Annotated in this window: 20 protein-coding genes and 1 tRNA gene; 10 read left to right on the forward strand and 11 right to left on the reverse strand. The window is 69.6% G+C overall.

Annotation, left to right across the window (positions count from 1 at the left end; translation table 11 throughout):
- Window positions 1-61 precede the first annotated feature (61 nt).
- Window positions 62-137: transfer RNA gene (locus tag ACYVD1_RS24055), tRNA-Arg, on the reverse strand.
- A 162-nt stretch (window positions 138-299) separates the two neighbouring features.
- A complete protein-coding gene (locus ACYVD1_RS24060; RefSeq protein ID WP_460776757.1) occupies window positions 300-1,550 on the reverse strand; it encodes an aspartate aminotransferase family protein in 1,251 nt (416 codons plus the stop codon).
- Between the two features lie 160 nt (window positions 1,551-1,710).
- Between ACYVD1_RS24060 and ACYVD1_RS24065 the strand changes: the two genes are divergently transcribed.
- A complete protein-coding gene (locus tag ACYVD1_RS24065; protein WP_460776758.1) occupies window positions 1,711-3,177 on the forward strand; it encodes an NAD-dependent succinate-semialdehyde dehydrogenase in 1,467 nt (488 codons plus the stop codon).
- 378 nt (window positions 3,178-3,555) lie between these two features.
- Here ACYVD1_RS24065 and ACYVD1_RS24070 read toward each other — a convergent pair whose 3' ends face one another.
- The 6 genes from ACYVD1_RS24070 to ACYVD1_RS24095 all read right to left on the reverse strand — a co-directional run bounded on the left by ACYVD1_RS24070 (window position 3,556) and on the right by ACYVD1_RS24095 (window position 8,783).
- Window positions 3,556-4,305 carry a hypothetical protein gene (locus ACYVD1_RS24070; RefSeq protein WP_460776759.1) on the reverse strand — a complete coding sequence of 250 codons (750 nt, stop codon included), beginning with the start codon at window positions 4,303-4,305 and terminating at the stop codon, window positions 3,556-3,558.
- A gap of 275 nt (window positions 4,306-4,580) precedes the next feature.
- On the reverse strand, window positions 4,581-5,426 hold the full coding sequence (locus ACYVD1_RS24075; RefSeq protein ID WP_460776761.1) for a hypothetical protein: 846 nt from the start codon (window positions 5,424-5,426) through the stop codon (window positions 4,581-4,583).
- Window positions 5,427-5,617: 191 nt separating this feature from the next.
- Window positions 5,618-6,334, reverse strand: coding sequence for a GntR family transcriptional regulator (locus ACYVD1_RS24080; RefSeq protein ID WP_460776762.1), 717 nt, complete (start codon window positions 6,332-6,334; stop codon window positions 5,618-5,620).
- A gap of 218 nt (window positions 6,335-6,552) precedes the next feature.
- On the reverse strand, window positions 6,553-7,302 hold the full coding sequence (locus ACYVD1_RS24085) for a maleate cis-trans isomerase family protein (RefSeq protein WP_460776763.1): 750 nt from the start codon (window positions 7,300-7,302) through the stop codon (window positions 6,553-6,555).
- Window positions 7,303-7,328: 26 nt separating this feature from the next.
- Window positions 7,329-8,168 carry a maleate cis-trans isomerase family protein gene (locus ACYVD1_RS24090; protein WP_460776764.1) on the reverse strand — a complete coding sequence of 280 codons (840 nt, stop codon included), beginning with the start codon at window positions 8,166-8,168 and terminating at the stop codon, window positions 7,329-7,331.
- A gap of 132 nt (window positions 8,169-8,300) precedes the next feature.
- Window positions 8,301-8,783 (reverse strand): DUF3830 family protein, encoded by a 483-nt coding sequence (locus tag ACYVD1_RS24095; protein WP_460776774.1) that lies wholly within the window; start codon window positions 8,781-8,783, stop codon window positions 8,301-8,303.
- Between the two features lie 304 nt (window positions 8,784-9,087).
- Here ACYVD1_RS24095 and ACYVD1_RS24100 point away from each other — a divergent pair, with 304 nt between their 5' ends.
- The 8 genes from ACYVD1_RS24100 to ACYVD1_RS24135 all read left to right on the forward strand — a co-directional run bounded on the left by ACYVD1_RS24100 (window position 9,088) and on the right by ACYVD1_RS24135 (window position 17,068).
- On the forward strand, window positions 9,088-10,116 hold the full coding sequence (locus tag ACYVD1_RS24100) for a D-2-hydroxyacid dehydrogenase (RefSeq protein WP_460776765.1): 1,029 nt from the start codon (window positions 9,088-9,090) through the stop codon (window positions 10,114-10,116).
- A gap of 26 nt (window positions 10,117-10,142) precedes the next feature.
- Window positions 10,143-11,672, forward strand: a complete 1,530-nt coding sequence (locus ACYVD1_RS24105) for an amidase (protein ID WP_460776766.1) — start codon at window positions 10,143-10,145, stop codon at window positions 11,670-11,672.
- Between the two features lie 281 nt (window positions 11,673-11,953).
- A complete protein-coding gene (locus ACYVD1_RS24110) occupies window positions 11,954-12,625 on the forward strand; it encodes a response regulator (protein WP_460761847.1) in 672 nt (223 codons plus the stop codon).
- Window positions 12,626-12,727: 102 nt separating this feature from the next.
- The gene (locus ACYVD1_RS24115) at window positions 12,728-13,159 is read left to right on the forward strand and encodes a hypothetical protein (protein ID WP_460776767.1); all 432 of its coding nucleotides are present in this window, start codon (window positions 12,728-12,730) and stop codon (window positions 13,157-13,159) included.
- Entirely contained in the window at window positions 13,149-14,777 is a 1,629-nt protein-coding gene (locus ACYVD1_RS24120) for a sensor histidine kinase (RefSeq protein ID WP_460776768.1), read from the forward strand. Before ACYVD1_RS24115 ends, ACYVD1_RS24120 begins: the two co-directional genes overlap by 11 nt.
- Window positions 14,774-15,433, forward strand: coding sequence for a response regulator transcription factor (locus tag ACYVD1_RS24125; protein WP_460776769.1), 660 nt, complete (start codon window positions 14,774-14,776; stop codon window positions 15,431-15,433). The genes ACYVD1_RS24120 and ACYVD1_RS24125 overlap by 4 nt, the downstream gene beginning before the upstream one ends.
- A 121-nt stretch (window positions 15,434-15,554) precedes the next feature.
- Window positions 15,555-16,163 (forward strand): DUF4956 domain-containing protein, encoded by a 609-nt coding sequence (locus ACYVD1_RS24130; protein ID WP_460776775.1) that lies wholly within the window; start codon window positions 15,555-15,557, stop codon window positions 16,161-16,163.
- A gap of 116 nt (window positions 16,164-16,279) precedes the next feature.
- Window positions 16,280-17,068 carry a polyphosphate polymerase domain-containing protein gene (locus ACYVD1_RS24135; protein WP_460776770.1) on the forward strand — a complete coding sequence of 263 codons (789 nt, stop codon included), beginning with the start codon at window positions 16,280-16,282 and terminating at the stop codon, window positions 17,066-17,068.
- A 142-nt stretch (window positions 17,069-17,210) separates the two neighbouring features.
- On the opposite strand, the gene ACYVD1_RS24140 is transcribed toward ACYVD1_RS24135, so the two are convergent.
- The 3 genes from ACYVD1_RS24140 to ACYVD1_RS24150 form a co-directional block, all read right to left on the reverse strand.
- Window positions 17,211-18,215 carry a pectate lyase family protein gene (locus ACYVD1_RS24140; RefSeq protein ID WP_460776771.1) on the reverse strand — a complete coding sequence of 335 codons (1,005 nt, stop codon included), beginning with the start codon at window positions 18,213-18,215 and terminating at the stop codon, window positions 17,211-17,213.
- Between the two features lie 243 nt (window positions 18,216-18,458).
- A complete protein-coding gene (locus ACYVD1_RS24145) occupies window positions 18,459-20,408 on the reverse strand; it encodes a heavy metal translocating P-type ATPase (RefSeq protein WP_460776772.1) in 1,950 nt (649 codons plus the stop codon).
- A 346-nt stretch (window positions 20,409-20,754) separates the two neighbouring features.
- Entirely contained in the window at window positions 20,755-21,510 is a 756-nt protein-coding gene (locus ACYVD1_RS24150) for a phosphatase PAP2 family protein (RefSeq protein WP_460776776.1), read from the reverse strand.
- A 730-nt stretch (window positions 21,511-22,240) separates the two neighbouring features.
- Here ACYVD1_RS24150 and ACYVD1_RS24155 point away from each other — a divergent pair.
- Window positions 22,241-22,918 carry a GntR family transcriptional regulator gene (locus ACYVD1_RS24155; RefSeq protein ID WP_460776773.1) on the forward strand — a complete coding sequence of 226 codons (678 nt, stop codon included), beginning with the start codon at window positions 22,241-22,243 and terminating at the stop codon, window positions 22,916-22,918.
- The last annotated feature ends 123 nt before the right edge of the window (window positions 22,919-23,041 follow it).

Raw genomic sequence — 23,041 nt, forward strand, 5'->3', positions numbered from 1 at the left:
ACACAAGAAGAGACCCGGCTTGCCAAAGCAAGTGCCGGGTCTCTCCTCCACTGTCTCAAGGTGGCGCACTCGGGAGGACTCGAACCCCCAACCTTCTGATCCGTAGTCAGATGCTCTATCCATTGAGCTACGAGTGCAGGTCTTCAGTTGTGTGTCGCCCGGGTGAACCCTTGGGCTCTCCCTTGCGACGTCTCCGACTCTATCACGGTGCCGGAGTGCCTTCGCGCCCATTTTCGGTGTGACACGGGCCATGCGGACGCCGCCGGGGGTCCGGCGGCGTCCGGCGGCGTCCGGGCTGGTCAGGAGGTTTCCTCCACGGAGGCCGCCCACAGCTCCAGGGCGGTGTCGACCTGGTCGGCGTTGACGACGAGCGCCGGGATGAAGCGCACGACGTTTCCGGCGGGACCGCAGGTCAGGAGCAGGAGACCGTTCTGGGCGGCGGCCTGCTGGGCCCTCTGTGCGGCGGCACCGTCGGGGGTTCCATCGGACTTCACGAACTCGTTGGCCTGCATCAGGCCCCGGCCTCGCACGTCACCGATGGCCGGGTGGGCCTCCGCGATCTTGGCGAGGCCTTGGTGGAGCCGCTCTCCCTGGCGGGCGGAGTTCTCCACGAGGCCTTCCTCCTGGATCACGTCCAGTGTGGCCAGGGCGGCGGCGGTGGACACCGCGTTGCCGCCGTAGGTGCCGCCCTGGGAACCCGGCCAGGCCTTGTCCATGATCGACGCGGGCGCGGCGATGGCGGAGAGCGGGAAACCGCTGGCCAGGCCCTTGGCGGTGATGACGATGTCGGGACGCACACCCGAGTGCTCGTGCCCCCAGAAGGTGCCGGTCCGACCGAAGCCGGTCTGCACCTCGTCCATGACCAGCAGGAACCCGTGCTCGTCAGCCCGCTCGCGCAGGCCTTGGAGGAAGGCGTCGGGCACCGGCACGTAGCCGCCCTCGCCGAGGACCGGTTCGATGAACACCGCGGCGGTGTCCTTCGGGGAGGTCACGGTGGCGAACTGGTAGTCGAGCTCGCGGAGGGCGTAGGCCACGGCGTCTGCCTCGGACATACCCAGCCGGTAGGCGTACGGGAAGGGCGAGACCACGACTCCCGGAACGAGCGGGCCGATGCCCGCGCGGATCTTCACTCCCGAGGTGGTCAGGGATGCGGCCCCCATGGTGCGGCCGTGGAAGGAGCCCTGGAAGACCACGGCGTTCTGTCGTCCGGTGGCCTGGCGGGCCAAGCGCAGGGCGGACTCCACCGCCTCACTGCCGGAGTTCACGTAGAACAGGCGGTCGACTCCCTCGGGGAGCACCTCGCCGAGTCGCTCGGTGAGTCGCAGGAGGGGCCGGTGCATCACGGTGGTGTACTGGCCGTGGATCAGCGTCGCGGCCTGCTCCTGGGCGGCGGCCACCACCTTGGGGTGGCAGTGCCCCGTGCTGGTGACACCGATCCCCGCGGTGAAGTCCAGGTAGCGGCGATCGTCCTCGTCGTAGATGTAGACACCCTCGCCTCGTGCGGCGAGGACCGGGGTCGCCTGCTTGAGGGCCGGGGAGAGCTCCGCCATGCGATGGCCTCAATTCCTTGTATCGAGTTCCGTAGGATTGTTGACAATCGACGCTGCTATGGAAACATCCGGGGCGCGGCGGTGTCCAGCGGGCACACGTCGGGCAGTTCTGACCACAAGGCCACCCGTACCGGGTCGGCCCGTCGACGGAGGAGAGAACATGTCGGATCAGGAAGCACGGGTCGTCGCACAGGTGGACAAGAGGGTCTTCCTGGGTGGGAAATGGCGGGACGCTTCCTCCGGCGCCACCTTCGGTGTCGAGGACCCCTCCACCCGCAAGGTGCTGTGCGAGGTCGCCAACGCCGGCAAGGAGGACGCCCTGGGCGCCCTGGACGTGGCGGCACGCACCCAGCCGAGCTGGGCCAAGGTCCCGCCCCGCCAGCGCAGCGAGATCCTCTACCGGAGCCACCAGCTGCTCATGGAGCGCCAGGATGACCTGGCGGTGCTGATGACCCTCGAGATGGGCAAACCCGTCACCGAGGCCCGCGGCGAGATCGCCTACGCCGCCGAGTTCTTCCGCTGGTTCGCCGAGGAGGCCGTGCGGATCGACGGCGGGTTCTCCACCTCGCCCGACGGCAAGTCACGGTTCCTCGTGATGCACCAGCCGGTCGGCCCCTGCATGCTCATCACCCCCTGGAACTTCCCAATGGCGATGGGGACCCGCAAGATCGGCCCCGCCATCGCCGCCGGGTGCACGATGATCCTCAAGCCCGCCCAGCAGACACCCCTCTGCGCGCTGGCGCTGGCGGACATCCTCGCCGAGGCGGGCCTACCCGAGGGCGTGCTGAGCGTCCTGCCCACCACCGACGCCAGCGGGGTCACCGAGCCCCTCCTCACCGACGGCCGGATCCGCAAGCTGTCCTTCACCGGGTCCACAGCCGTGGGCAGGAAACTGCTGGAGCAGAGCGCCAGCCAGGTGCTGCGCACCTCCATGGAGCTGGGCGGCAACGCGCCGTTCCTGGTGTTCGACGACGCAGACCTGGACGCGGCTGTAGACGGGGCGATGCTCGCCAAGATGCGCAACATCGGTGAGGCGTGCACGGCGGCCAACCGCATCTACGCGCAGACCGGGATCGCCGAGGAGTTCTCCCGGCGCCTCAGCGAGCGCATGGGTGCGCTCCGCCTCGGCCGGGGGCTGGACGACAACGCGGACGTGGGCCCGTTGATCGACGACAAGGCCCGGCAGAAGGTGCAGGACCTGGTGGACGACGCCGTGGAGCGGGGCGCGCGCGTGCTCGTGGGCGGCGGCCCGGGTGACGGACCGGGGCACTTCTACCAGCCGACGGTGCTCGCCGACGTGCCGTTCGCCGCCGAGCTGTCCAACACCGAGATCTTCGGCCCGGTGGCGCCGGTGCTGTCCTTCGAGACGGAGGAGGAAGCGGTCGAGGCCGCCAACGACACCGAGTTCGGGCTGGTCAGCTACCTGTACACCCAGGATCTCAACCGGGCGATGCGAGTCAGTGAGGCCCTGGAGACCGGCATGGTCGGGCTCAATCAGGGCGTGGTCTCCAACCCCGCGGCGCCGTTCGGCGGGGTCAAGCACTCCGGCCTCGGCCGGGAGGGCGGCCGGGTCGGTATCGACGAGTTCCTGGACACCAAGTACGTCGGAATCGGCGGCCTTACCTAGTTCTCGTTCTTACCTGGTTCCCGCTTTTCCGCGCATAGCCCTCCCGACCCCAGAAATAAGGCACCGCAAAAGAAAGCGGGAATGGTCCGTATTTCGAGAAACGGGTCATGGCACCCCGGCTTTCGGGGTGCCATGACGGGGCACGGCCCCGGAGGAGGAACCTGCGTTACCCGCCCAGGCCGCAGACCTCCGATCCCCCTCCAGGGCCGCTGGAGGCACCTCGGACGACGGGGACTCCTCCCGATCCCCGGACCCGCCGGTACGCGCCGTGGACCCCCACGGTCCCACTGGCGCCGCCGTGAATGCGGGCCCGTCCCTGATTGCCGTCCGAGGCCGTGTGCCCCGCCCCAACAGCGGGGGCACACGGTCTTGGGGTGACTAGACCAGGCCGTCGACCAGGTCGGTGTCCACAGCGCCGGTGTCCACGGCGTCCGTGTCGAGGACCTCGGTGTCCACGGCGTCCGTGTCGAGGACCTCGGTGTCCACGATGTCGGTGTCCGCGACCTCGTCGGTCAGGCCGTCCACGTCGGCGCCGCCGACGGTCTCCTCGACGTCACCGACGGCGGGGACCTCGGTGTCCGCGATGTCGGTGTCGACGTCAGGCACGTCCGCCACCTCAGGCACGTCGGCAACCTCGGGCACGTTGGGCACGTCGACGTTGTCCACGACCTCGAGGTCGGCGTCGACGCCGTCCACGGTGCTGCCCGCGGCGAAGGCGGCTTCGGCGACGAGGAATTCGACGTCACGCTGGGCCTCGTTGACCAGGAACTGGGCCGGGAAGGTGGTGGCCTCGGCCGCTTCCAGGTAGGTGTCGGCGTCGATCTCGGGGACGTTCACGCGCGGCACGGTCACGTCGACGCTGTCCACCTGGCTGTGGGCCAGCCCCAGGACGTCGTTGGCCTGCGGGGCGTCGAGTGCGGGGGCGTCGACGGCGCCCAGCTGGGGCAGGTCGGCGGCGGGAACGGCGGTGTCGACGGCGGGGAGCTCCGCCGGAACGCCGGTGTCGATCCCGCCCGCGACGCCTTCGAGGGTGTCGGCGGCGGCGAAGCCGTTGCCCAGGGCAACGAATCCGGCGGCACCGGCGGCTACGAAGAGGGTCTTGGCGGAGGTACGGGCGTTGATGAGCATGAGGATCCTTCCGGATTCCGTTCGCCGGTTCGAGTGGGTGGTCCGGCCGGGGCCCGCGAGGTTGGACGGAAGCGGGGCGTTCCCGGCCGGGGTTTCAGTCGGTGGCCTGGCTGGCCGCTGACTGACGTGGGATCCGCTTTCTCGGGAGAGCGGAGCCCGCGTCAGTCCCCAGAGCTGTCGGCCGGTCGCTCACCGTGGCGGTGCGGGCCGTGGCTGGGCAGGGGCGCGTGCAGGCGGAATGTCGCGGGAAGGCGACGGAGAGAGAGGAGAACCCGTTAGTCGGGTGCGAACGTCGGCTCGTCCGCGCCGGCGCTGGGCACCGCGTACAGGACGTGCCGTGCGGCCTGGTTCAGGCCGGGCTCCGGGGCGGGGGCGCCGGTGACGGGCAGGAAGCCCGCGACGGCCGCGCCGGGCGCCGCGCCGCTGTTCGCGGCGGCGGTGGCCGCGCTGATCTGCGCGGCGTGGTGGTGGGACCCGGTTTCGGCCCCGGAGGCGTCGTCGGTGGCGACGGCCTCGGTGGCGGTGTCGACGGACTCGGGGAGGACGTCCACCACGTGCGGGCCCTCGTGCGGGCGCACAGGGGTCTCGGGCTCGGGCTCGGCGCCGGACTCCTGTGCTTGCTCGTCCCCCTGGTCCGGGTGCTGGGCGGCCTCTTCGCCGTCCTGACCGTTCAGGCCGGTGACGGTGTCGTCGATGTGGCCGTCGAGTTCCGCAGTGACGCCGTCGAGGGTGTCGTGGACCGGATCGACGATGTCGGTGCCCTGGACCGAAACCTCGGGGACGACCGTCTCGGAGACGTCGCGCGCGGTCTCGGTGGTCTCCTCAGTGACGCCGGTGAGGGTTTCACCGACCGGGTCGGTGTCCTCCAGCGGCTCTGTTTCCAGCACCGGCTCGTTCCCTGCCGCCGGTTGGGCGTCCTCCGTCGGCTGGGCCTCATCCACCAGTTCAGCGTCCCCGAACAGCGGGATCTCCTCGGCCTCTGCGGTCGAGGCCCCCAGGATCCAAGCACCGAGGAGGGTCCCCATGAGGAGGCCGACGAGCACCAAGACCCGTCGGAGCGGCGCGGACAGCACGGCGGCACGGGCGCCGGGAGCGCTCGCGGGTCCGTGGGGTCCAAACACCGGGGGTTCCTTCCAGAGGCAGGGGAGGACGGCGTCGCCTGAGGCCCGAAATGGCCTTTATGCGCCGCCCGAAAAGGACGCTAGCACGGAATCCCCACCCCTACGCAACCAATACGGCACATTTCCTCGCAGCGAGTCACCGGGAATTCCCGCGCGGCCCCGGACGGGCCTTGCCGGTCGTTGCAACGGACTCAGGCCCCGGCCTGTTCGTCGTCCTCCTCCGACGACAGGGCACCGGTTGCGCCCGCCGTCTCGGCGTTGATGCGGTCGACGGTGTCGACCATGTGCGACTCGATGAGCTCCAGAAGGCGGTCCTCGGCCCCGTCCACGATCGCGTCGAGAATGCGCTGGTGCTCATCCAGGAGCTCACCGGGTTCGGGGTACACCTCCTGCATCACCGTCAGGCACATCCGGGTCTCCACCAGCAGCGTCTGGGCCATGCGCTCCAGGCGCGAATTGCCGGCGCAGCTCACCAGGGTCTGGTGGAACTCCTGGTCGGCGTCGCTCATCGCACCCCGGTCGGCCCCCGAGGTGGCCTCGGCCAGTCGGCCCAAGGCCGGGGTGAGGCGGGCCAGGGCCTCACCCCGGTTGCCCCGCATGATCAGCTGGCAGGCGGTCCGCTCCACCGCGAGCCGGGCGACGTAGATGTCCCGGACATCCTCCGGCGCCAGCTCACGGACGAACAGGCCCCTGTGCCGTTCGCTGCGGAGCAGACCCTCCTGGACCAGGCGCTGCATGGCCTCGCGGAGCGGACCCCTGCTGACCCCGAGCTGCCCCGCGAGTTCGGCCTCACCGAGCTGGTCCCCCGGCGAGAGGGAGCCGTACATGATCGCCGACCGCAGTTGGTCGGCGATCAGTTCGGCGGTGGACCTCCGGGGAACGGGTCTGAGCTGACCGGGGGCAGACATGGGGTTTCCTTCCCTTGGGTGCTGGGTGTCACGGCCCTTGGGGCTGGGCGGGACTCGGGTTGTACCTCGGGCTCGGGATGTACGTCGGGCTCGGGTCCTACCTCGGACTCAGGATGGATGAGGACACGAGCGTGCGAAGCGGACAGAAACCGAGGCTAGGTCCTGTTCCGGATGCCCCCGCGCCTTCCGCACCTTCTGCGTCATACACCTCATACGCCCTAACCGCCGTCGAAGACGCTCCGGACCGCGGCCGGGCCGGAGCGGAACAGGGCGCCCGGGCCGGGCCGGGCACCGCACTCACCGGCGAGCCGGATCCCCTCCCAGATGCTCACCTGGTTCGCGGTGAGCACCGTCTTGCCCAGGAGGGCCTCCAACGGATCGATGAGGTCGGCGCTGTGCAGGGCGGTGTCCGGGACGAGGACCGCGTCGGCCTCCATGTGGTCGTTGGCGACGACGAAGTCGACCGCGTCGTTGGGGTCGAGTCCTCCCACCTCGGCCGCGGTGGCGATGCCGTGGCTGCCCATGGACAGCACGGTGACGCCCGCCTCGGTGAGGAACTCCACGAAGCGCTGGGCGACGTCGTCCGGATAGGTCGCGGCGATCGCGACCCGGGACGCGCGGAGCTGGCCCAGGGCGTGCACGAAGGCGAAGGAGGTGCTGGACGCCGGGACTCCCGCCACCTCGCTTACCCGTTCGACCTGCTGCCGGGCGCCCTCCCAGCCGAACACGAAGCTTCCGCTCGTGCAGGCCCACACGGCGGAATCGACGTCCATGGCGGCGAGCTCTCGGGCGCCTTCTGCGAGCACGTCCTCGCTGCCCACGTCCAGCAGAGCGTCCACCCGGTGGGCGTCCTCCCGCATGAGGGTGTGCACCACGGGGAGCTCGACCTCCCCGCCGAGCAGCCCCGTGAAGGTCTTGTAGTCGTCCTCGGCGCTGTAGCCGGGGTAGAGGAATCCGACTCGGGTCATGTTTCTCCTAGCTCCGGGGCGGGCGGTCAGACGACGCTGGGCGCCGCCGAGTCGATCAGCCGCTGTCCGTGGGCGACGGCCCGCCGGTCGGCGGCCCGCAGCAGCGCCCACATGGTGACCTGGTTGGCCGCGATCACCGGTTTGCCCAGCTCACGTTCCAGGGGCGCGATGATGTCGTAGGTGAGGACGTTGGTGCAGCTGATGTACACGGCCTGCGCGTCCGGGCGGTCCACCTCGTGCACCGCGCGGGCGACCTCGGCGTAGGTGACCCGCCAGATGTGGCTGAGCAGGCCGAGCCCGACGCTGGAGGTGACTCCGATGTGGTGCTCGGCGAGGTAGTCGAGCAGGCGGTCGGTCACACTGTCCACGTAGGGGGTGACCACCGCGATCCGGTTCACGTCCAGGCTCTCCAGGGCGCGGATCAGCGCCCCGGACGTGGTGGCGGCCGCCGGTGCGCCCGCGTCCACGATGGTGCGGTGGAGCTTGCGTTCCCCCTCGGCCCCGTGGACGAAGCTGCCGGACGCGCAGGCGTAGCCGACGGCCAGTGGCTCGGGGGCGAGGAGCGCGCGTACTGCTTTGGTCACCGCCTTGCCCTTGCTGAGGGCGGCGGCCTGGTCGACCGTCACCGGCACGTGCACATAGGGCAAGCGGGTGACGTGCAGCGAGATGTCGTCAGGTGCCCACCGCCACAGTTCGCGGTCGAGCGCGAAGTCGTAGGGCGCGATCACGCCGATCCCCGACTGCCACGGGGGCATGCTCGACCCCGGGAGTTCGACGACCTCGTTCTCGACGCCCAGATCGGGTACGTGCGAGTTTGCTTGTCCGGCGTCACCTTCAGGGGCCGGTCGGGTTCCTTCGGTCCACATCGGTCACTCACCTCCCAGGCTGTGCTTCTCGTGTCGGAGTTGTGAAACGGCATGCGTGGACACGTGCGCGGCGGCACGTGTTCGGAGGGGTCGTGTTCGGAGGGGTCGTGTTCGCGGACACGCGTTCGTGTCTCAGCGGTCGAGCCGGTCGTACAGGAGGCGCTCGCCGACACTGCCAGAGCGCCAGACGTCGTTGCAGGCCTCGGCCATGGCGGGCAGGTTCTCGACGACGGTGGCGAACACGTTTCCGGGCACCCAGCCCACGTCACCGTTGAGCAGGAGGTTGTTGCGTCCGTAGAAGAGGGCGAGGTCGATGACGCCCGGCAGGTGGCTGATGCCCTTGTCCTCCTTGAAGGTGCGGTCGAGCATGCCCCCGTCGAAGGAGAAGTAGACGAGGTCGCCGGGGATCGGCGTGACGGTGGGGTTCTCCTGGCCCGGTTCGGGATCGGCGAACCTCGGGACCATCGTGTAGACCTCGTTGCGCGCGTACTTGGCGTGTTGGACGGCGTCGCCCTGCGGGAGGGCGTTCCACACCGCCTCGCAGGTACGGGGGGCGTCCTTGTCGAGCAGCTCGGCGACGCAGGAGACCCCGCGTTTGGCGAGCGTGACGGTCATGTACCTGGGCAAGTCGGGCCCTTTCGACGCTTGGGTTCGGGATCCTTGGCATCCGGCCGCGGTCGTGCGACCGTGGATTGTCTACAATATTACGATCCATCTGCCAGGGGCGGCAATAGACCTCCGGACGTGCGGGTACTCACCTCAGCGTCGGGAACAGTGTGCAATGCCCCTTACGCACCAAACAACCGCTTTGTGGATTGTTGACAATCCCATGTCGGCTCCCTAGCGTTTCTCGTGCAAGGGCGAACCCACACCCCCGGCGGCCAGGCAAGTGACCGTCGCAACCGGAAAGCGCGCGCCCGTGAACAGTCCCACCACCCTTTCTGCACCAGATCGCCCCCGTCTCCTCGTGCTGCACGGCGACGACCTCCCCCCAGGCCACGAGCGCATCGACGGCCATCCAGGGCTCGGGGAGGTCGTCTACGCCACCGCCGACGAACTGTCCGCCAAACTGCCGGGCACGGACGCGCTGCTCGTCTGGGACCTGTTCACCGAAGCGCTGTCCACCGCCTGGCCCAAGGCCGATTCCCTGCGCTGGGTGCACGCCGCGACCACCGGCGTGGACAACCTGATGTTCCCCGGCCTGGTCGAGAGCGACGCCGTCGTCACCAACTCCCGCGGGGTCTTCGACGAGCACATCGCCGAATACGTCCTGGGCCTGGTCATCTCCTTCGCAAAGGACTTCCACCGCACCTGGGAGTACCAGCACGACCGCCGCTGGAAGCACCGCGAAACCGAACGGGTGACGGGAAAGCGCGCCCTCGTCGTCGGCACCGGGCCCATCGGCCGCGCTATCGCGCACAAGCTCCAAGCGGTCGGGATGGAGGTCAGCGCTTCGGGCAGCCACGCCCGCGGCGGCGACCCCGACTTCGGCACCGTCGCCGAGTCCAGCCTGGCCGAGCGGGCGGCAGACGGCGGCCCGACCCTGCACGGCGAGCTCCCCGAGGCCGACTACGTGGTCGTCGCAGCCCCGCTCACGAAGGCCACCCAGGGCTTGGTCGACCGGCATTTCCTCGACCTCATGAAGCCCACCGCGCGGCTGATCAACATCGCCCGCGGACCCATCGTCGTCCAGTCCGACCTGGTCGCCGCCCTGGACCGGGGCGCGATCGCCGGTGCGGCACTGGACGTCTTCGAACGGGAACCGCTCAAGGCCATCAACCCGCTGTGGGGCCTGCCCGGATCCATCGTCTCCCCGCACATGTCCGGTGACGTGGTCGGTTGGCGCGAGGACCTGGTCGAGCTGTTCCTGGACAACCTCGCCCGTTACCTGGACGGGCGGGAACTGCGCAATGTCGTGGACAAGAGCCGGGGCTACGTGCCCGGCTGACCCTTCGCGTGACTTGGGAGGCTGAAGTGACGATCCGTTCCGACCGGGCCGAGACCGACAACGCCGGCACGGCCGTCGGTGCGGCCGCAGGCTCCGCCGGAGCCGACGCGGGGGCCGTTCGCGGCGTCCCGCTGGCACGCTCCGGAGATCCCGTGACACCGGCCGACCTGTCCGCCGAGCAACTGCTGCACGCCTACTCCACCGGGGAGCTCTCCCCGGTGGAGGCGGTGGAGTCGGTACTCGAGCGCATCGAGCAGGACAACCCCGCGCTCAACGCGTTCTGCCTGGTGCGTCCGGAGGAGGCGAGGGAGGCCGCGCGCGCCTCCGCCGAACGGTGGCGGCGCGGCGAACCCGAGGGGCGGCTGGACGGCGTGCCCGCCTCGGTCAAGGACATCCACCTGACCAAGGGCTGGCCCACCCTCAAGGGTTCGGTGACCACCCCCCAGGAGGGCCCGTGGGAGGAGGACTCCCCGGTCGTGGCCCGGATGCGCGAGCACGGTGCGGTCTTCGTCGGCAAGACCACCACCCCCGAGCTGGCCTGGAAGGGTGTCACGGACAACCCGCTCAACGGGATCACGCGCAACCCTTGGGACCTGTCCACCACCCCCGGCGGCTCCAGCGGGGGCTCCGCGGCGGCGGTGGCCGCAGGGATGGGCCCGCTGTCCACAGGGACGGACGGGGGCGGGTCCATCCGCATCCCGGCCAGCTACACCGGGGTCTGCGGGATCAAGCCCACGTGGGGACTGGTCCCGCACTACCCGGCGAGCCCGTTCGGGTCGCTTGCCCACACCGGGCCGATGGCACGGACCGTCGGCGACATGGCGCTGATGCTGGACGTGACGTCCGGATTCGACTCCCGGGACTGGATGGCGATGCCGACGCCGGGTCCCGGGCTGGCCGACGCCGGTCGCGGCACCGACCCCGAGGAGCTCGTCCGGGGGTTGCGCATCGCCTACAGCCCCACACTGGGCGGCTTGGCCGTGGACCCGGAGGTGGCCCGCGCGGTCGACGCGGCCGTGCGGGTGTTCGAGTCCCTGGGCGCGAAGGTGGAGGAGGCCGATCCGGGGCTGCCTGAGTCCGTGGAGGAGTTCAAGGTGCTCTGGTACTCGGGCGCGGCCAAGGCCACCGAGCACCTCACCGATCGGGACCGGGAGCTCCAGGACCCGGGGCTGCGGGAGATCATCGCGGAGGGGTTGACTTACTCCGCCCAGGACTACCTGACCGCGATGGCGCTCCGGATGGCGATGGGCATCCGGATGGGGCACTTCCACGAGACCTACGACCTGCTGATCACCCCGACCATGCCGAACGTGGCCTTCGAGGCGGGGCTGGAGTCGCCACCGGAGCTGGCCGGGCGGCGGTGGACCTCCTACGCCGGGTTCAGCTACCCGTTCAACATGACGCAGCAGCCCGCCGCGAGCGTGCCGTGCGGGTTCAGCGAGTCGGGACTGCCGATCGGCCTGCAGGTGGTGGGGGCCCGCCACTCCGACCGTCGGGTGCTGCGCGCCTGCCGCGCCTACGAGTTGGCCAGCCCGTGGTCCGGGCAGCGCCCCTGAGGCCGACGCACCCCGTGCCATGGCGGGAACCACCGTGGCACAGGGAGGTAGCCCGCCACGGCAGGCGGGATCCTTGGTGACGGACTGGTGACGATAGGGCGCGAGTGGTCACACCAGCACCAGCCGTGATCAGGCACTTCACCCCCGGGCAGGATTTTTGTCCGATTCCAGGACCTTTGCCCGGGGGGTTTATTGCCTTAGGACCCCCGTCGCCCCCCTCGGAGGTATTACGGTCTTCCTGTGGTGTCACGTGCGCACAGACGCGGGATGAGGGAGGACCGATGACGGGCGATGGAGCCGAGAGCGCTCGGAGGCAGATCCGGGTCTTCCTCGTCGACGACCACGAGGTCGTACGGCGCGGTGTGGCCGCGCTCCTGGAGACCGAAGACGACATGACCGTGGTCGGCGAGGCCGGAACGGCCGAACAGGCGCTGTCACGGATCCCCGTCGTCCTGCCCGACGTCGCCGTGCTAGACGTGCGGCTCCCCGGCGGTTCGGGCGTCCAGGTGTGCCGCGAGATCCGCTCCGACCACCCCGGGATCGCCTGCCTGATGCTCACCTCGTTCGCGGACGAGGACGCCCTCTACGACGCGGTCATGGCCGGTGCCGCCGGGTACGTGCTCAAGCAGATCCACGGCGCCGACCTGGTCGGCGCGGTGCGCACGGTCGCCGCGGGCGGTTCCCTGCTGGACTCGGGCAGCACCGGCGCGATGCTGGACCGGCTGCGCGGCTCGCAGGCCGAACCCGACCCGCTGGCCGAGCTGACCCCGCAGGAACGGCAGATCCTCGACCTCATCGGCGAGGGCATGACCAACCGGCAGATCGGCGAACGGCTCTACCTGGCCGAGAAGACCGTGAAGAACTACGTGTCCGCGCTGCTGGCCAAGCTGGACCTCAAGCGCCGCACCCAGGCGGCCGTCCTCGTCGCCGAGCTCCGCGGCCGCCGCTACTAACACCCATAAGAAGCGCGCAGCCAGCCCTCGACCTGCGAGAATGAAGAATTCCTCATGTCCGCTTCATGCGGACGCCGCCTTCCCCGTGGATGCTCGTCTGGTATGAGATCACCTCTGGTGCCGCTGGTCTTCGGGACGTTGACGGTCCTCGCCGTCGCGGCCGTCGCCCTGCTCTGGGCACTGTTCATCCGAGGGCCCGAGCCCCATCCGCCGAGCGAGGTGGTGGTCGGCGAGTCGCCCGACGCCCCCGCCGTCGAATCCACGGACGACGGCGTGGTCGAAGGGCCCCCTGCCGTCACCGACCACGACGGGGACGGCACACCCGACGAGGACGACCCCGACCTGTCCCCGACCGATCCCGCGGCGGACACCCCGGCGGACACCCCGGCGCCGGAAACACCGCCGACCACCGATCCCCCCTCCGCCTGTTACGACGGCAACGCGGACTACGACGGCTGGGGTGAGGACGAATGGGACGACTGGTGGGACGACTGCCTGGAAGACAGGTTCGAGGACGACGACGATGACGACTGACCGCCCCTCGGGAACCGGTGGCTCCGATCCCGACGCCACCACCGTCCGGGTCCCGCCGCCCGGCACCTCCAGACCCTCGCGTTCGGGCGCCACCTCGATCTTCCCGACGCTGGTCCTTCGAGGCCCCCAACCGGAGCTGCCCCAGCACCGCAGGGTCCCGGCGCGGCTCATCATCATGGGATGGGTGGTCCTCCTCATGGCCGCCGTCCTCGTGCTGGTCAACCTGGTCACATGGAGCGCTCTGACAGCACGCACGGACGAGCGGGTCGACCAGGCTCTCTCCCAAGAGATCGCCGAGTTCGAGGAGTTCGCGGCGGTCGGTGCGGACCCCACCACCGGTGAACCCTTCACCGACCTCGCCTCCCTCATGCGCGTCCACTTGCAGCGCCAGTATCCGGAGGACTCCGAGATCCTCTTCGGCTGGGTCGAGGAGGCGGAGTCCACCAGGTCGCGTGCCGGTGGCCCAGGGGACGGCGGACCCACCGAGGCCGGGCGCATCCGCCAAGGGCAGGAGCCGCCGTACGACCTGTCCGCCGACCCGGCGATGACCGAGGAGATCCTGGAGTCCCCCGGCGCCCGGGGCGTCCTGGACACCCCCGCCGGTCCGGTCGAGTGGGAGAAGATCCGGGCGCACCCGCCGGAGGGCCAGGACAGCGGCGGCGGGTGGTTCGTGATCGGCTACTTCACCGCTGAGGACCGCGCCAACACCGCCGGGACCATGGGCACCCTCGCCTTGGTGAGCGCCCTCGGGCTACTCGCCGCAGCGACCGCCGCCTGGTGGGTGGCCGGCCGTATCCTCGCCCCGGCCCGCCTGGTCCGACAGACCGCCGCGGAGATCTCCGAAGAGGACCTCACGCAGCGCATCGAGGTGTCCGGGCGAGACGACATCGCCGCGCTAGCCGAGCAGTTCAACAGCATGCTGGACCGGTTGGAGGGCGCGTTCACCGCGCAGCGCCGGTTCGTGGACGACGCCGGGCACGAACTGCGCACCCCCATCACGATCGTGCGGGGGCACCTGGAGCTCATGGGCGACGACCCTGAGGAGCGCCAGGAGGTGGTGCGGCTGGTCACCGACGAGCTGGACCGGATGGGGCGCATCGTCGAGGACCTGCTGCTGCTCGCCAAGGCCCAGCAGCCCGACTTCGTCCGCCCCTCCCCCGTCTCCCTCGCCGAGCTCACCAGCGACATCGACGCCAAGGTCCGCCAGATCGGCGACCGCCGCTGGAACCTGGAGGCCATCGGCGAGGGCACCGCGCGCCTGGACCCGCAACGGGTCACCCAGGCGATGATCCAACTCGCGGCCAACGCCGTCCGGTACGGTCCGCCCGACTCCAGCGTGCGGATCGGCTCGGCGATCCGCGGCTCCGAGGTGTACTTCTGGGTGTCCGACCAGGGGCCCGGCATCCCGGCAGAGGACCACGGCCGCGTCTTCGAACGCTTCTCCCGCGGCGGGCGCACCGCACGCGGCGACCGGGGCGCCGGGCTGGGCCTGGCGATCGTCCGGGCCATCGCCGAAGCGCACCGGGGCCGGGTCGACCTGCGTTCTGCCCACGGCGCCGGTTCCACCTTCACCCTGGTCATCCCGATCGACCCCCGAACCGGAAGGGAGCACCTGTGAGCCGGGTACTCATCGTCGAGGACGAGGAACGTATCGCGTCGTTCGTCCAGAAGGGCCTGACCGCCAGCGGGTTCACCACCACGGTGGTGGGCACGGGTGCGGAGGCCGTGGACTACGCCGTCACCGGCGGTTTCGACCTGATGCTGCTGGACCTGGGCCTCCCGGACACCGACGGGTTCGACGTGCTCCGGAGGCTGCGCTCGCTGGGTGTGGACATCCCGGTGGTGATCCTGACCGCCCGGGACGGGGTGCGCGACACCGTGACGGGGCTGGAGATCGGGGCCGACGACTACGTCACCAAACCGTTCAGGTTCGAAGAACTCCTGGCCCGGGTGCGGTTGCGGATGCGCACGGAGCGCACCGCCGACCTCACGGTGCTGCACGTCGGCGGACTCTCCCTGGACCTGAGGACCCGCCGGGTGGCGGTGGGCGAGCGCTCGGTCGACCTCACCGCTCGGGAGTTCTCCCTGATGGAGCTGCTCATGAGGCACCAGGGACAGGTCCTGAGCCGCCAGCAGATGCTGTCGCACGTGTGGGGCTACGACTACGACCCCGGATCCAACGTGGTGGACGTGTTCGTGCGCGCGCTGCGCCGCAAGGTGGGTTCGGAGCGCATCGTGACCGTGCGGGGCATGGGCTACCGGCTGACCGGCTGACCGGCCGGGTGACCGGGCGGCCCGGACCTCCGGGAACGGTGACAAGTCTCCATGGGAAAGATGAGGGTTCCTTCATCAGACACTCATGAAGGCCTCACCGGAGCGGCACAGGATGGTCACCATGCTCTGGTTCGCTCTTGCGGTCGACCTGACCGCCATCACGCTCTTGTCCTACGTCCTGTATTTCCGCCGGCACGGTCGGCGGGACCTGGTGCTCGCCTACGTGGCACTCAACGTCGGCATCTTCGCCGTGGTGTCGATGCTGACCCAACAGGAGGTGGGGCTGGCCGTCGGCTTCGGCCTCTTCGGTGTGCTCTCGATCCTGCGGCTGCGCTCGGACACCATCAGCCAGGGCGAGATCGGGTACTACTTCATCGCGATCGCGCTCGGCCTGGTGAACGCCGTGGCCGCCCCGACCCCGTGGCTCCTGCTGGGGCTCAACGCCCTGCTGCTGTCCGCCCTGTTCGTGGCCGGGCACCCCAAGCTGTTGGCCCGTACCCAGCGCCGGATCATGACCCTGGACGTGGTGCACGAGGACCCGGTGGCGCTCAGGCAGGACCTGGAGGGACGCCTGCGCGGCCGGGTGCAGCAGGTGGACGTCACCGAGGTGGACTACGTGCGCGACCTCATGGTGGTGGACGTGCGCTTCCAGGAGCCGAAGCTGGAGTCCGCACCGGGCCCGGCCGCCGGACGCCGCCAGCCGATGCCCGCTTGGTGGGGTGGCCGTTGATCCCCGCGACCGCCGCTCCGGCGATCCCCCGTACGACCGGCACCACCAGACCCGACACCCGTCCACCGGACACAGGCACACCCGCCGGCCCGCCGGGGTTGGCGCACCTGCCTTCCGTGTCCCTCGCGGAAGTCAACGAGCGCGCCGCCCTGGTGACCCGCACCTGCCGCAAGTACCTGGTCCCCACTGAGCTGATGCCCGCCCTGTTCGCCGGGGCCGAGGAGCGGTTCGCGGTGATGGAGATCGGGGGCCGGACCTCCTTCCTGTACTCGTCCACCTATCTGGACACCCCCGAACTGCGGACCTTCCACGACCACCGCCAGGGGCGCCGGCTCCGCTACAAGGTGCGGACCCGCACCTACGTGGACACGGACACGAGGATGTTCGAGGTGAAGCTGAAGGGCGCGCGCGGAATCACCGACAAGGTGCGCGCCGAGCTGCCGATGAGCGCCCCCGCCGACCGGCTGACTCCGGCGACCCGGAGCTTCCTCGACCGTGCGCTGAACCGCTGCCGACTGAACCCTCCGGACGTTCTGACGCCCTCCGCGGTGACCGACTACCGCCGCACCACCGTGGTGGACCTCTCCGGGGAGGAGCGGGTCACCATCGACCACGACCTGGTCGGGTACCGGGACGGCTGGGCCGTGCAGATGCGGCCGGACATGATGCTCTTGGAGATCAAGACCAAGGGCGGGCTGACCTCCACGGAACGGCGACTGCACGAGCTCGGGGTCCGCGAGGCCCGGTTCAGCAAGTACGCGGCGGCCCTGGCCGCGCTCGAACCCGCCCTGCGCGGCAACAGGTGGCACCGCGCGATGGGCCACTGCCTGGACCACCCCGCCCCTGTGTCCGCGCGCGAGAACCACTCGCACCTTCGAGCGGACACGGGCTGGGGCGGTGAGTGACCAGGTGTTTCACGTGAAACCTTTGGCGCCTCCCCCAGAGCGGGGTGCCCCGGGAAGGAGAGTGGCCGCCGCCTCGTAACCGGTCGAGGCGGCGGCCTTCGTCACGAGCCCTCTCCCGCTACAAGAGGGAGTCCGCGACTCTCTAGATGTTGCCAGGCCCGGCACCGGAAGTCACGATGTCGGGGATGTCCTCCGCCGGATCCACGGTGTAGTCGTAGGGGATCGACTCCACGCTGCCGCCGACCTCGGGCTCACCGGAACCGTCGTAGACGTTGTCGCTCTCCTCGATCGCGCCGTCGTCGGAGTCGGCGTACCCGGTGTGCGTGGGGTTGTCGACGCTCTCGAAGTAGTTGCCCTCGACGAGCACACCGGCGTCCATCGTGGAGGCGACGCCGTACTCCTCGTTGTCCCGGTAGTAGTTGTTGTAGACGTGCACGGGGTTGCCGAAGCGGACCCGCGGGTGGCGGGTGTCGGTGCCGTCGAAGTAGTTGTGGTGGTAGGTCACCCGGAGGTAGCCCTCGTCGTCGGTGTGGCCGTCGTCGTGCCCGACGATGGACGTCTTGTCGTGGTCGAAGAAGTGGTTCCAGGAGACGGTGATGAAGTCCGCCTCCCGCTTGATGTCGACGGCCCCGTCGTAGCCGTTGGTGAAGCTGTTGTGGTCGACCCAGATGTTGGTGGCGCCCTCTTCGACGTTGACGGCGTCGTCGTCCCAGTCGGCGAAGGCGATGTTGCGGATGATGACGTTGCTGACGTCGCTCACGTTCAGGCCGCCGCCGGTGATCTCGGCGCCGTCCTGGCCGACGACCGTGGTGTCCGACGAGACGTTGTTCATCCCGGAGATCTCGATCGAGCCGCTGACCTCGATGACCTGCGGTCCATCCGCTTCGAGGGCGTCGAGGAGTTCGTCGCCGCTGCTGACGGTGACGGTGTCGCCTTCGGCGCCGCCGGTGGTACCGCCGTTCTCGCCGGCCCAGCCGGACGGGGCTTCCTGGAGCGGCGCGGAGTCCCCGTCGGTGGAGACGGTATCCGCGGGGGACTGCCCGTCCGGCACCGCGAGGAGGCCGAGGGCCAGTGCTCCGGCGCCGGCTCCGGCCGCGATGAGGACGACCGCCGGGGAACCGGTGCGCCGAGTTCGTGTGGTGCGCATGTTAACGCTCACTCCTTGATGTGGGGGTGGTCGGCCACACCATTGTGGCCGCGGGGCCGGGCCCTACCCCGGAGGCAGAACAGTCGGCCCCTCCATCGGAAAGCGCTTACCGTTGCAGGGACGATATGCACCGTCACCACACGTGTCAACACCCCTCTTTCCCCTCTCTTTCGAAGCCCTGGCCACAGCCGTCTCGGTGTGACCCGGGGCGAAACCCTGCCGCCCCGGGCCCGGATTCCCGGTTCAGTCGGCGGGGCGAAGGTCCAGGCTCCTCAGGACTTGGGCGTTCAGCGCGACGATGATGGTCGACAGGCTCATCAGCACGGCGCCCACTGCCGGGGCGAGGACGATGCCGATCGGGGCCAGCACACCGGCGGCCAGCGGGACCGCCGCGATGTTGTAGCCGGCGGCCCACACCAGGTTCTGGAGCATCTTGCGGTACCCGGACTTGGACAGCCTGCGCACCGACACCACGCCACGCGGATCGTCGGAGGCCAGCACCACGCCCGCGGACTCGATCGCCACGTCGGTGCCGGCACCGATCGCGATACCCACGTCCGCCCTGGCCAGTGCCGGAGCATCGTTGACCCCGTCGCCGACCATGGCGACCCGGTGGCCGCGCTCCTGCAGATCACGGACCACGGCATCCTTCTGGTCCGGCAGGACCTGCGCGAACACCTCGTCCAGGCCCAGCTTCCCGGCGACCGCGTCAGCCACGTTGCGGGCGTCACCGGTGACCATCGCCACCCGGATGCCCTGACCGTGGAGCTGGCGGACGGCCGAAGCCGACTCGGGCCGGACCTCGTCGGCCAGCGCCACGGCACCGACCACCGCGCCGTCAGCCACCACGTGGAGGACGGTCGCCCCTTGCTCCCGCCAAGGACGCGTGCGCTCGACCAGCTCCGCGGGTTCGGTGGCACCGAGCCAGTCCAGCAGCGACGGTCCGCCCACGTACGCGTTCGTGCCGTCCACGGAGGCTCGGACGCCGCGACCGGTGAGTGACTGGAAGTCCGTGGCCGCGGGCACGGGAGCCGACTGCTCGGCGGCGCGGACGATCGCCTTGGCCAGGGGGTGCTCGGAGTCAGCCTCTACCGCTCCGGCCAGCGCCAGGACCCGTTCCGTGCTCTGCCCGTGGACGACCGCGGTGTCGGTGACCGCCGGGGCGCCCTTGGTCAGGGTTCCGGTCTTGTCGAAGAGGACCGTGTCCACCAGACGAGTGCGCTCCAAGGCCAAGCGGTCCTTGACCAGGATGCCGTTGCGCGCGGACAGGGTCGTGGAGATCGCAATGACCAGCGGGATGGCCAGTCCCAGCGCGTGGGGGCAGGCGATGACCAGGACGGTGACGGTCCTCTCGACCGCCTGGCCCGAGTCCCCGAGGAGCAGCCCCCAGACCACGGAGGTGATGGCGGCCGCGGACAGGGCGAACCAGAAGAGCAGCGCCGCAGCCCGGTCGGCCAGTGCCTGCGAACGCGACTTGGACTCCTGCGCCTCGCTGACCAGGCGCTGGATCCCGGCGAGGGTGGTGTCGTCGCCCACCGCGTCCACCCGGACCCGGACCGCTGAGTCGGTGGCGACGGTCCCGGCGACCACCCGGTCGCCCTCGTCACGGGTGACCGTGCGCGACTCACCGGTGATCATCGATTCGTCCACGGCAGCGCGCCCCCGGACGACGGTGCCGTCGGCGGAGACCCGGCCTCCGGAGCGGACCAGGACGGTGTCCCCGGCGCGTAGCTCGGCCACGGGCACCTCCTCGACCTCCCCCGACGGGCCGACGCGTTCCGCCCGGTCCGGCAGCAGGGCGGCGAGGGCTTCCAGGGCACCGGACGCCTGCCCGAGTGCGCGCATCTCCAACCAGTGGCCGAGGAGCATCACCACGACCAGGAGGACGAGTTCCCACCAGAAGTCGAGTTGCATGCCCACCACACCGAAGGTGGCCAGCAGACTGGAACCGAAGGCGACGGTGATCGCCATCGCGACCAGGGTCATCATGCCGGGCTTGCGATCGCGCAGTTCGGCGGGAACCCCGGCGAGGAAGGGCCAGCCGCCGTACAGGTAGACGACCGTGCCCAGTACCGGCGGCATCCAGGCGAGGGCTTCGGGCACGTCGTAACCGAGCCACCCGGCGATCATGTGGCTGGTGAACACCACGGGAACGCTCAGCAGGAGGCTCCACCAGAACCGGGTGCGGAACACCGCGGCATGGCCACCGTGGCCCCCGTGAGCCCCATGGCCCCCGTGAGCCCCATGGCCCCCGTGATCCGCGTGGTCCCCATGCCCTTCGTGCGCCGCGCGGTCCCCGTGTTCGTCCTCGCCGTGCCCTCCGCCGGGACCGGTCGGATCGGAACCGTGCTGACCTGTACGCATGTTGATCCCCCTCCGATTTCGAAGATACCCATGCCGGGTATCTGGCCGGCGGATGCCTGCCATGTCCGCGCGCCCTTGGAACACATATACCCCCTAGGGGTATTACAGGCAAGGCCCCAGACGCGAAGAACGCCCGCCGAGCGTCTCGACGGGCGTTCCTCTCAGGTCATTACACCTAGGTCTTGACCTCGGATCCTCGGCCGTACCAGGGCCACCACTGGACGGTGTGACCATGCGGGATCATCCGGTCCAGGCGGATCGTGAGCCTGAGCGCGAACCCGCCCGCGATCATCCCGGCCACCAGGTCCGTGAACCAGTGGAAGTGCAAGTAGATCGAGACGGTCGACTGCAGGATCGCGATGGCCACGATCGTGTAGGCCAGCCGCCTGATGATGTGTGGTCGCGCAGCGCCGAACCTGATGATCAGGAACAGCACCAGCCCGTAGATGAGGATCGCGTTGGCCCCGTGGCCGGAGGGGAAGGCCACATTGCCCGCACCGGAGAAGAAGTCCGGGTCGAAGCTCTTGGCGTGGCCCCGGTTGAACAGCAGCTTCATCACGGAGACCATCGACATCATCCCGAAGACGCCGCCCGCCCCCAGGATGATCGGTCTCCAGCTCCGGTGCCAGTAGGCCAGCTGCAACGTGGTCACGCCCAGCACCGGAAGCGCGACGTAACGGGACGCGACGTTGTCCGGCCAGTAGATGAGCGGCACGCGCAGCGTGTCCCAGTAGGGCCGGGTGAACTCGTTCAGGAAGTTGTCGACCGGGTGCAGCGGGCCGGCCGCCAGCATCGTCATGACGATCAGCGCCACGAAGAGCATGATCGCGATCCGGTCCGATGCGAGACCCCACGCGATCTCGCTCACACTCGGCCACTTGATCGCGCGCACGACCGGTGGCCCCGGTGCGTACTCCTTGGCACGCACCACGGGAATGGGGCCACTGTAGGGGCCGGGTTCGGGCTTGCGCCGCTCCGGCTCCTGTGGCGTCTGTCTGGACCTCGAGTGCCGGGTCCGGGAAGAATGCGTCATGTGCTCAGTGCTGTCTCACACGTTGTGGGCTTGCCTGTGGCACTGCTGAGGCGTGGGGGGACGGGCTAGCCGCGGTTGTTGGGACTGTTCCTGGCCCCTCGGGGCCGACACCGGGTGGCTTGTCGGGGCTGTGTCCCCGCACTCGGTTCGACGGTCGATCCTTCGGACTGGTTCACGCTGGCCGTGACCGGTCGCCGTGCAGGATCGACATCCGGGAAACGGAACTGGTCGACGGTGGCGTCTGCGTTGGCGGTCTGCGACCGCGTCTGTTGTTGTCTCAGCGCGGGTCAGTGCGCTGCGGTTGGTCCATCACCGTGACGTGGATAACGCCCCGTACGGCTTTGGGTGGCTTGTTGCCAACACGCGAGCCTACCCGGACACTCCCCCTTATGAGTGGTATGCCCAGTCAAGTGTGACTCTTCCACCTCGGACTTTGCCGGAAGCCGCTCCCGCGAGTCCTGCTGATACAACCGTGCGCGACCGGTTCGTGAGGCTTCCGTTAGCTGTTCGAGGCCGGCCGTCCGGCCGACCCGCGCATGTGTGGCAGTCTTCAAGGAGCTTGTCAGAAACTGGAGCATGTCGCCCCGTGTGCTGGTCGCGCACGGGTCGAAAAACGGAAGGGCCCTGGATGGTCGACCTCCCTCAGTTGCCGGATGACCCCTCTAAGTTGGCCCGCGAGCCACTGAGGGAGCAGATCCGGCAGGTACTGGTCGAGGGCCTGCTGTCCGGGCGCTGGCAGCCAGGCGAGCGCATCGTGGAGCGCAGGGTCGCGACGGAGCTCAACGTCAGCCAGGCGCCGGTCCGCGAGGCTCTGCGCGAACTGGAGACTCTGCGCCTCATCGAGACGGTGCCGAACAAGGGAGCCAGGGTCAGGGCCTTCGGTGTCCAGGACATGGCGGAGATCTACCCCGTGCGCGCCGGTCTAGAGCTGGTGGCCGCGCAGTTGGCCGCGCCCCGCCTGGAAGCCGATCCCTCCCGTCTGGAGCGCGAGGTGGAGGCCCTGCACCGCGCCACGGCCCAGGGCGACGTCACCGAGCAGATCCGGCACAGCGTGGAGTTCCACCGGGAGGTCGTCCGCGCCGCGGACAACAGTGTGCTTCTCCACACGTGGGAGTCGCTGGGTGTCGAGGTGTGGACGGCTCTGTCCGTGCGCTGGCTCAACATGGAGCTGCATGCCAAGGCCGGCGACCACCAGCAGATAACGCGGGCCTTCCGCGAGGGGGATCCGGCGGTCGGCCAGATGCTCAGCGACCACGTCATGAACTACGTCGAGGCCGCGCTCAAGACCCACGGGGGCGGCAACTAGCTTGTCGTTTAACCTTGAGCCCGTGACCGGATACCGTCCTGGTCACGGGCTTCATCGTTTCCCGGACAGCACAACGGCCTTCGCGTGATCATGTGCTTCAACCACGAACACACGTGAACACAA

This window comes from Nocardiopsis nanhaiensis, assembly GCF_054778635.1.

What these genes read in the sequence shown, in the direction of transcription:
- ACYVD1_RS24080 (WP_460776762.1), bottom strand. Translation starts at nt 6,334, where the DNA reads ATGTCTGCCCCCGGTCAGCTCAGACCCGTTCCCCGGAGGTCCACCGCC.
- ACYVD1_RS24115 (WP_460776767.1), top strand. Translation starts at nt 12,728, where the DNA reads ATGAGATCACCTCTGGTGCCGCTGGTCTTCGGGACGTTGACGGTCCTC.
- ACYVD1_RS24110 (WP_460761847.1), top strand. Translation starts at nt 11,954, where the DNA reads ATGACGGGCGATGGAGCCGAGAGCGCTCGGAGGCAGATCCGGGTCTTC.
- ACYVD1_RS24120 (WP_460776768.1), top strand. Translation starts at nt 13,149, where the DNA reads ATGACGACTGACCGCCCCTCGGGAACCGGTGGCTCCGATCCCGACGCC.
- ACYVD1_RS24085 (WP_460776763.1), bottom strand. Translation starts at nt 7,302, where the DNA reads ATGACCCGAGTCGGATTCCTCTACCCCGGCTACAGCGCCGAGGACGAC.
- ACYVD1_RS24090 (WP_460776764.1), bottom strand. Translation starts at nt 8,168, where the DNA reads ATGTGGACCGAAGGAACCCGACCGGCCCCTGAAGGTGACGCCGGACAA.
- ACYVD1_RS24140 (WP_460776771.1), bottom strand. Translation starts at nt 18,215, where the DNA reads ATGCGCACCACACGAACTCGGCGCACCGGTTCCCCGGCGGTCGTCCTC.
- ACYVD1_RS24060 (WP_460776757.1), bottom strand. Translation starts at nt 1,550, where the DNA reads ATGGCGGAGCTCTCCCCGGCCCTCAAGCAGGCGACCCCGGTCCTCGCC.
- ACYVD1_RS24070 (WP_460776759.1), bottom strand. Translation starts at nt 4,305, where the DNA reads ATGCTCATCAACGCCCGTACCTCCGCCAAGACCCTCTTCGTAGCCGCC.
- ACYVD1_RS24095 (WP_460776774.1), bottom strand. Translation starts at nt 8,783, where the DNA reads ATGACCGTCACGCTCGCCAAACGCGGGGTCTCCTGCGTCGCCGAGCTG.
- ACYVD1_RS24065 (WP_460776758.1), top strand. Translation starts at nt 1,711, where the DNA reads ATGTCGGATCAGGAAGCACGGGTCGTCGCACAGGTGGACAAGAGGGTC.
- ACYVD1_RS24155 (WP_460776773.1), top strand. Translation starts at nt 22,241, where the DNA reads ATGGTCGACCTCCCTCAGTTGCCGGATGACCCCTCTAAGTTGGCCCGC.
- ACYVD1_RS24130 (WP_460776775.1), top strand. Translation starts at nt 15,555, where the DNA reads ATGCTCTGGTTCGCTCTTGCGGTCGACCTGACCGCCATCACGCTCTTG.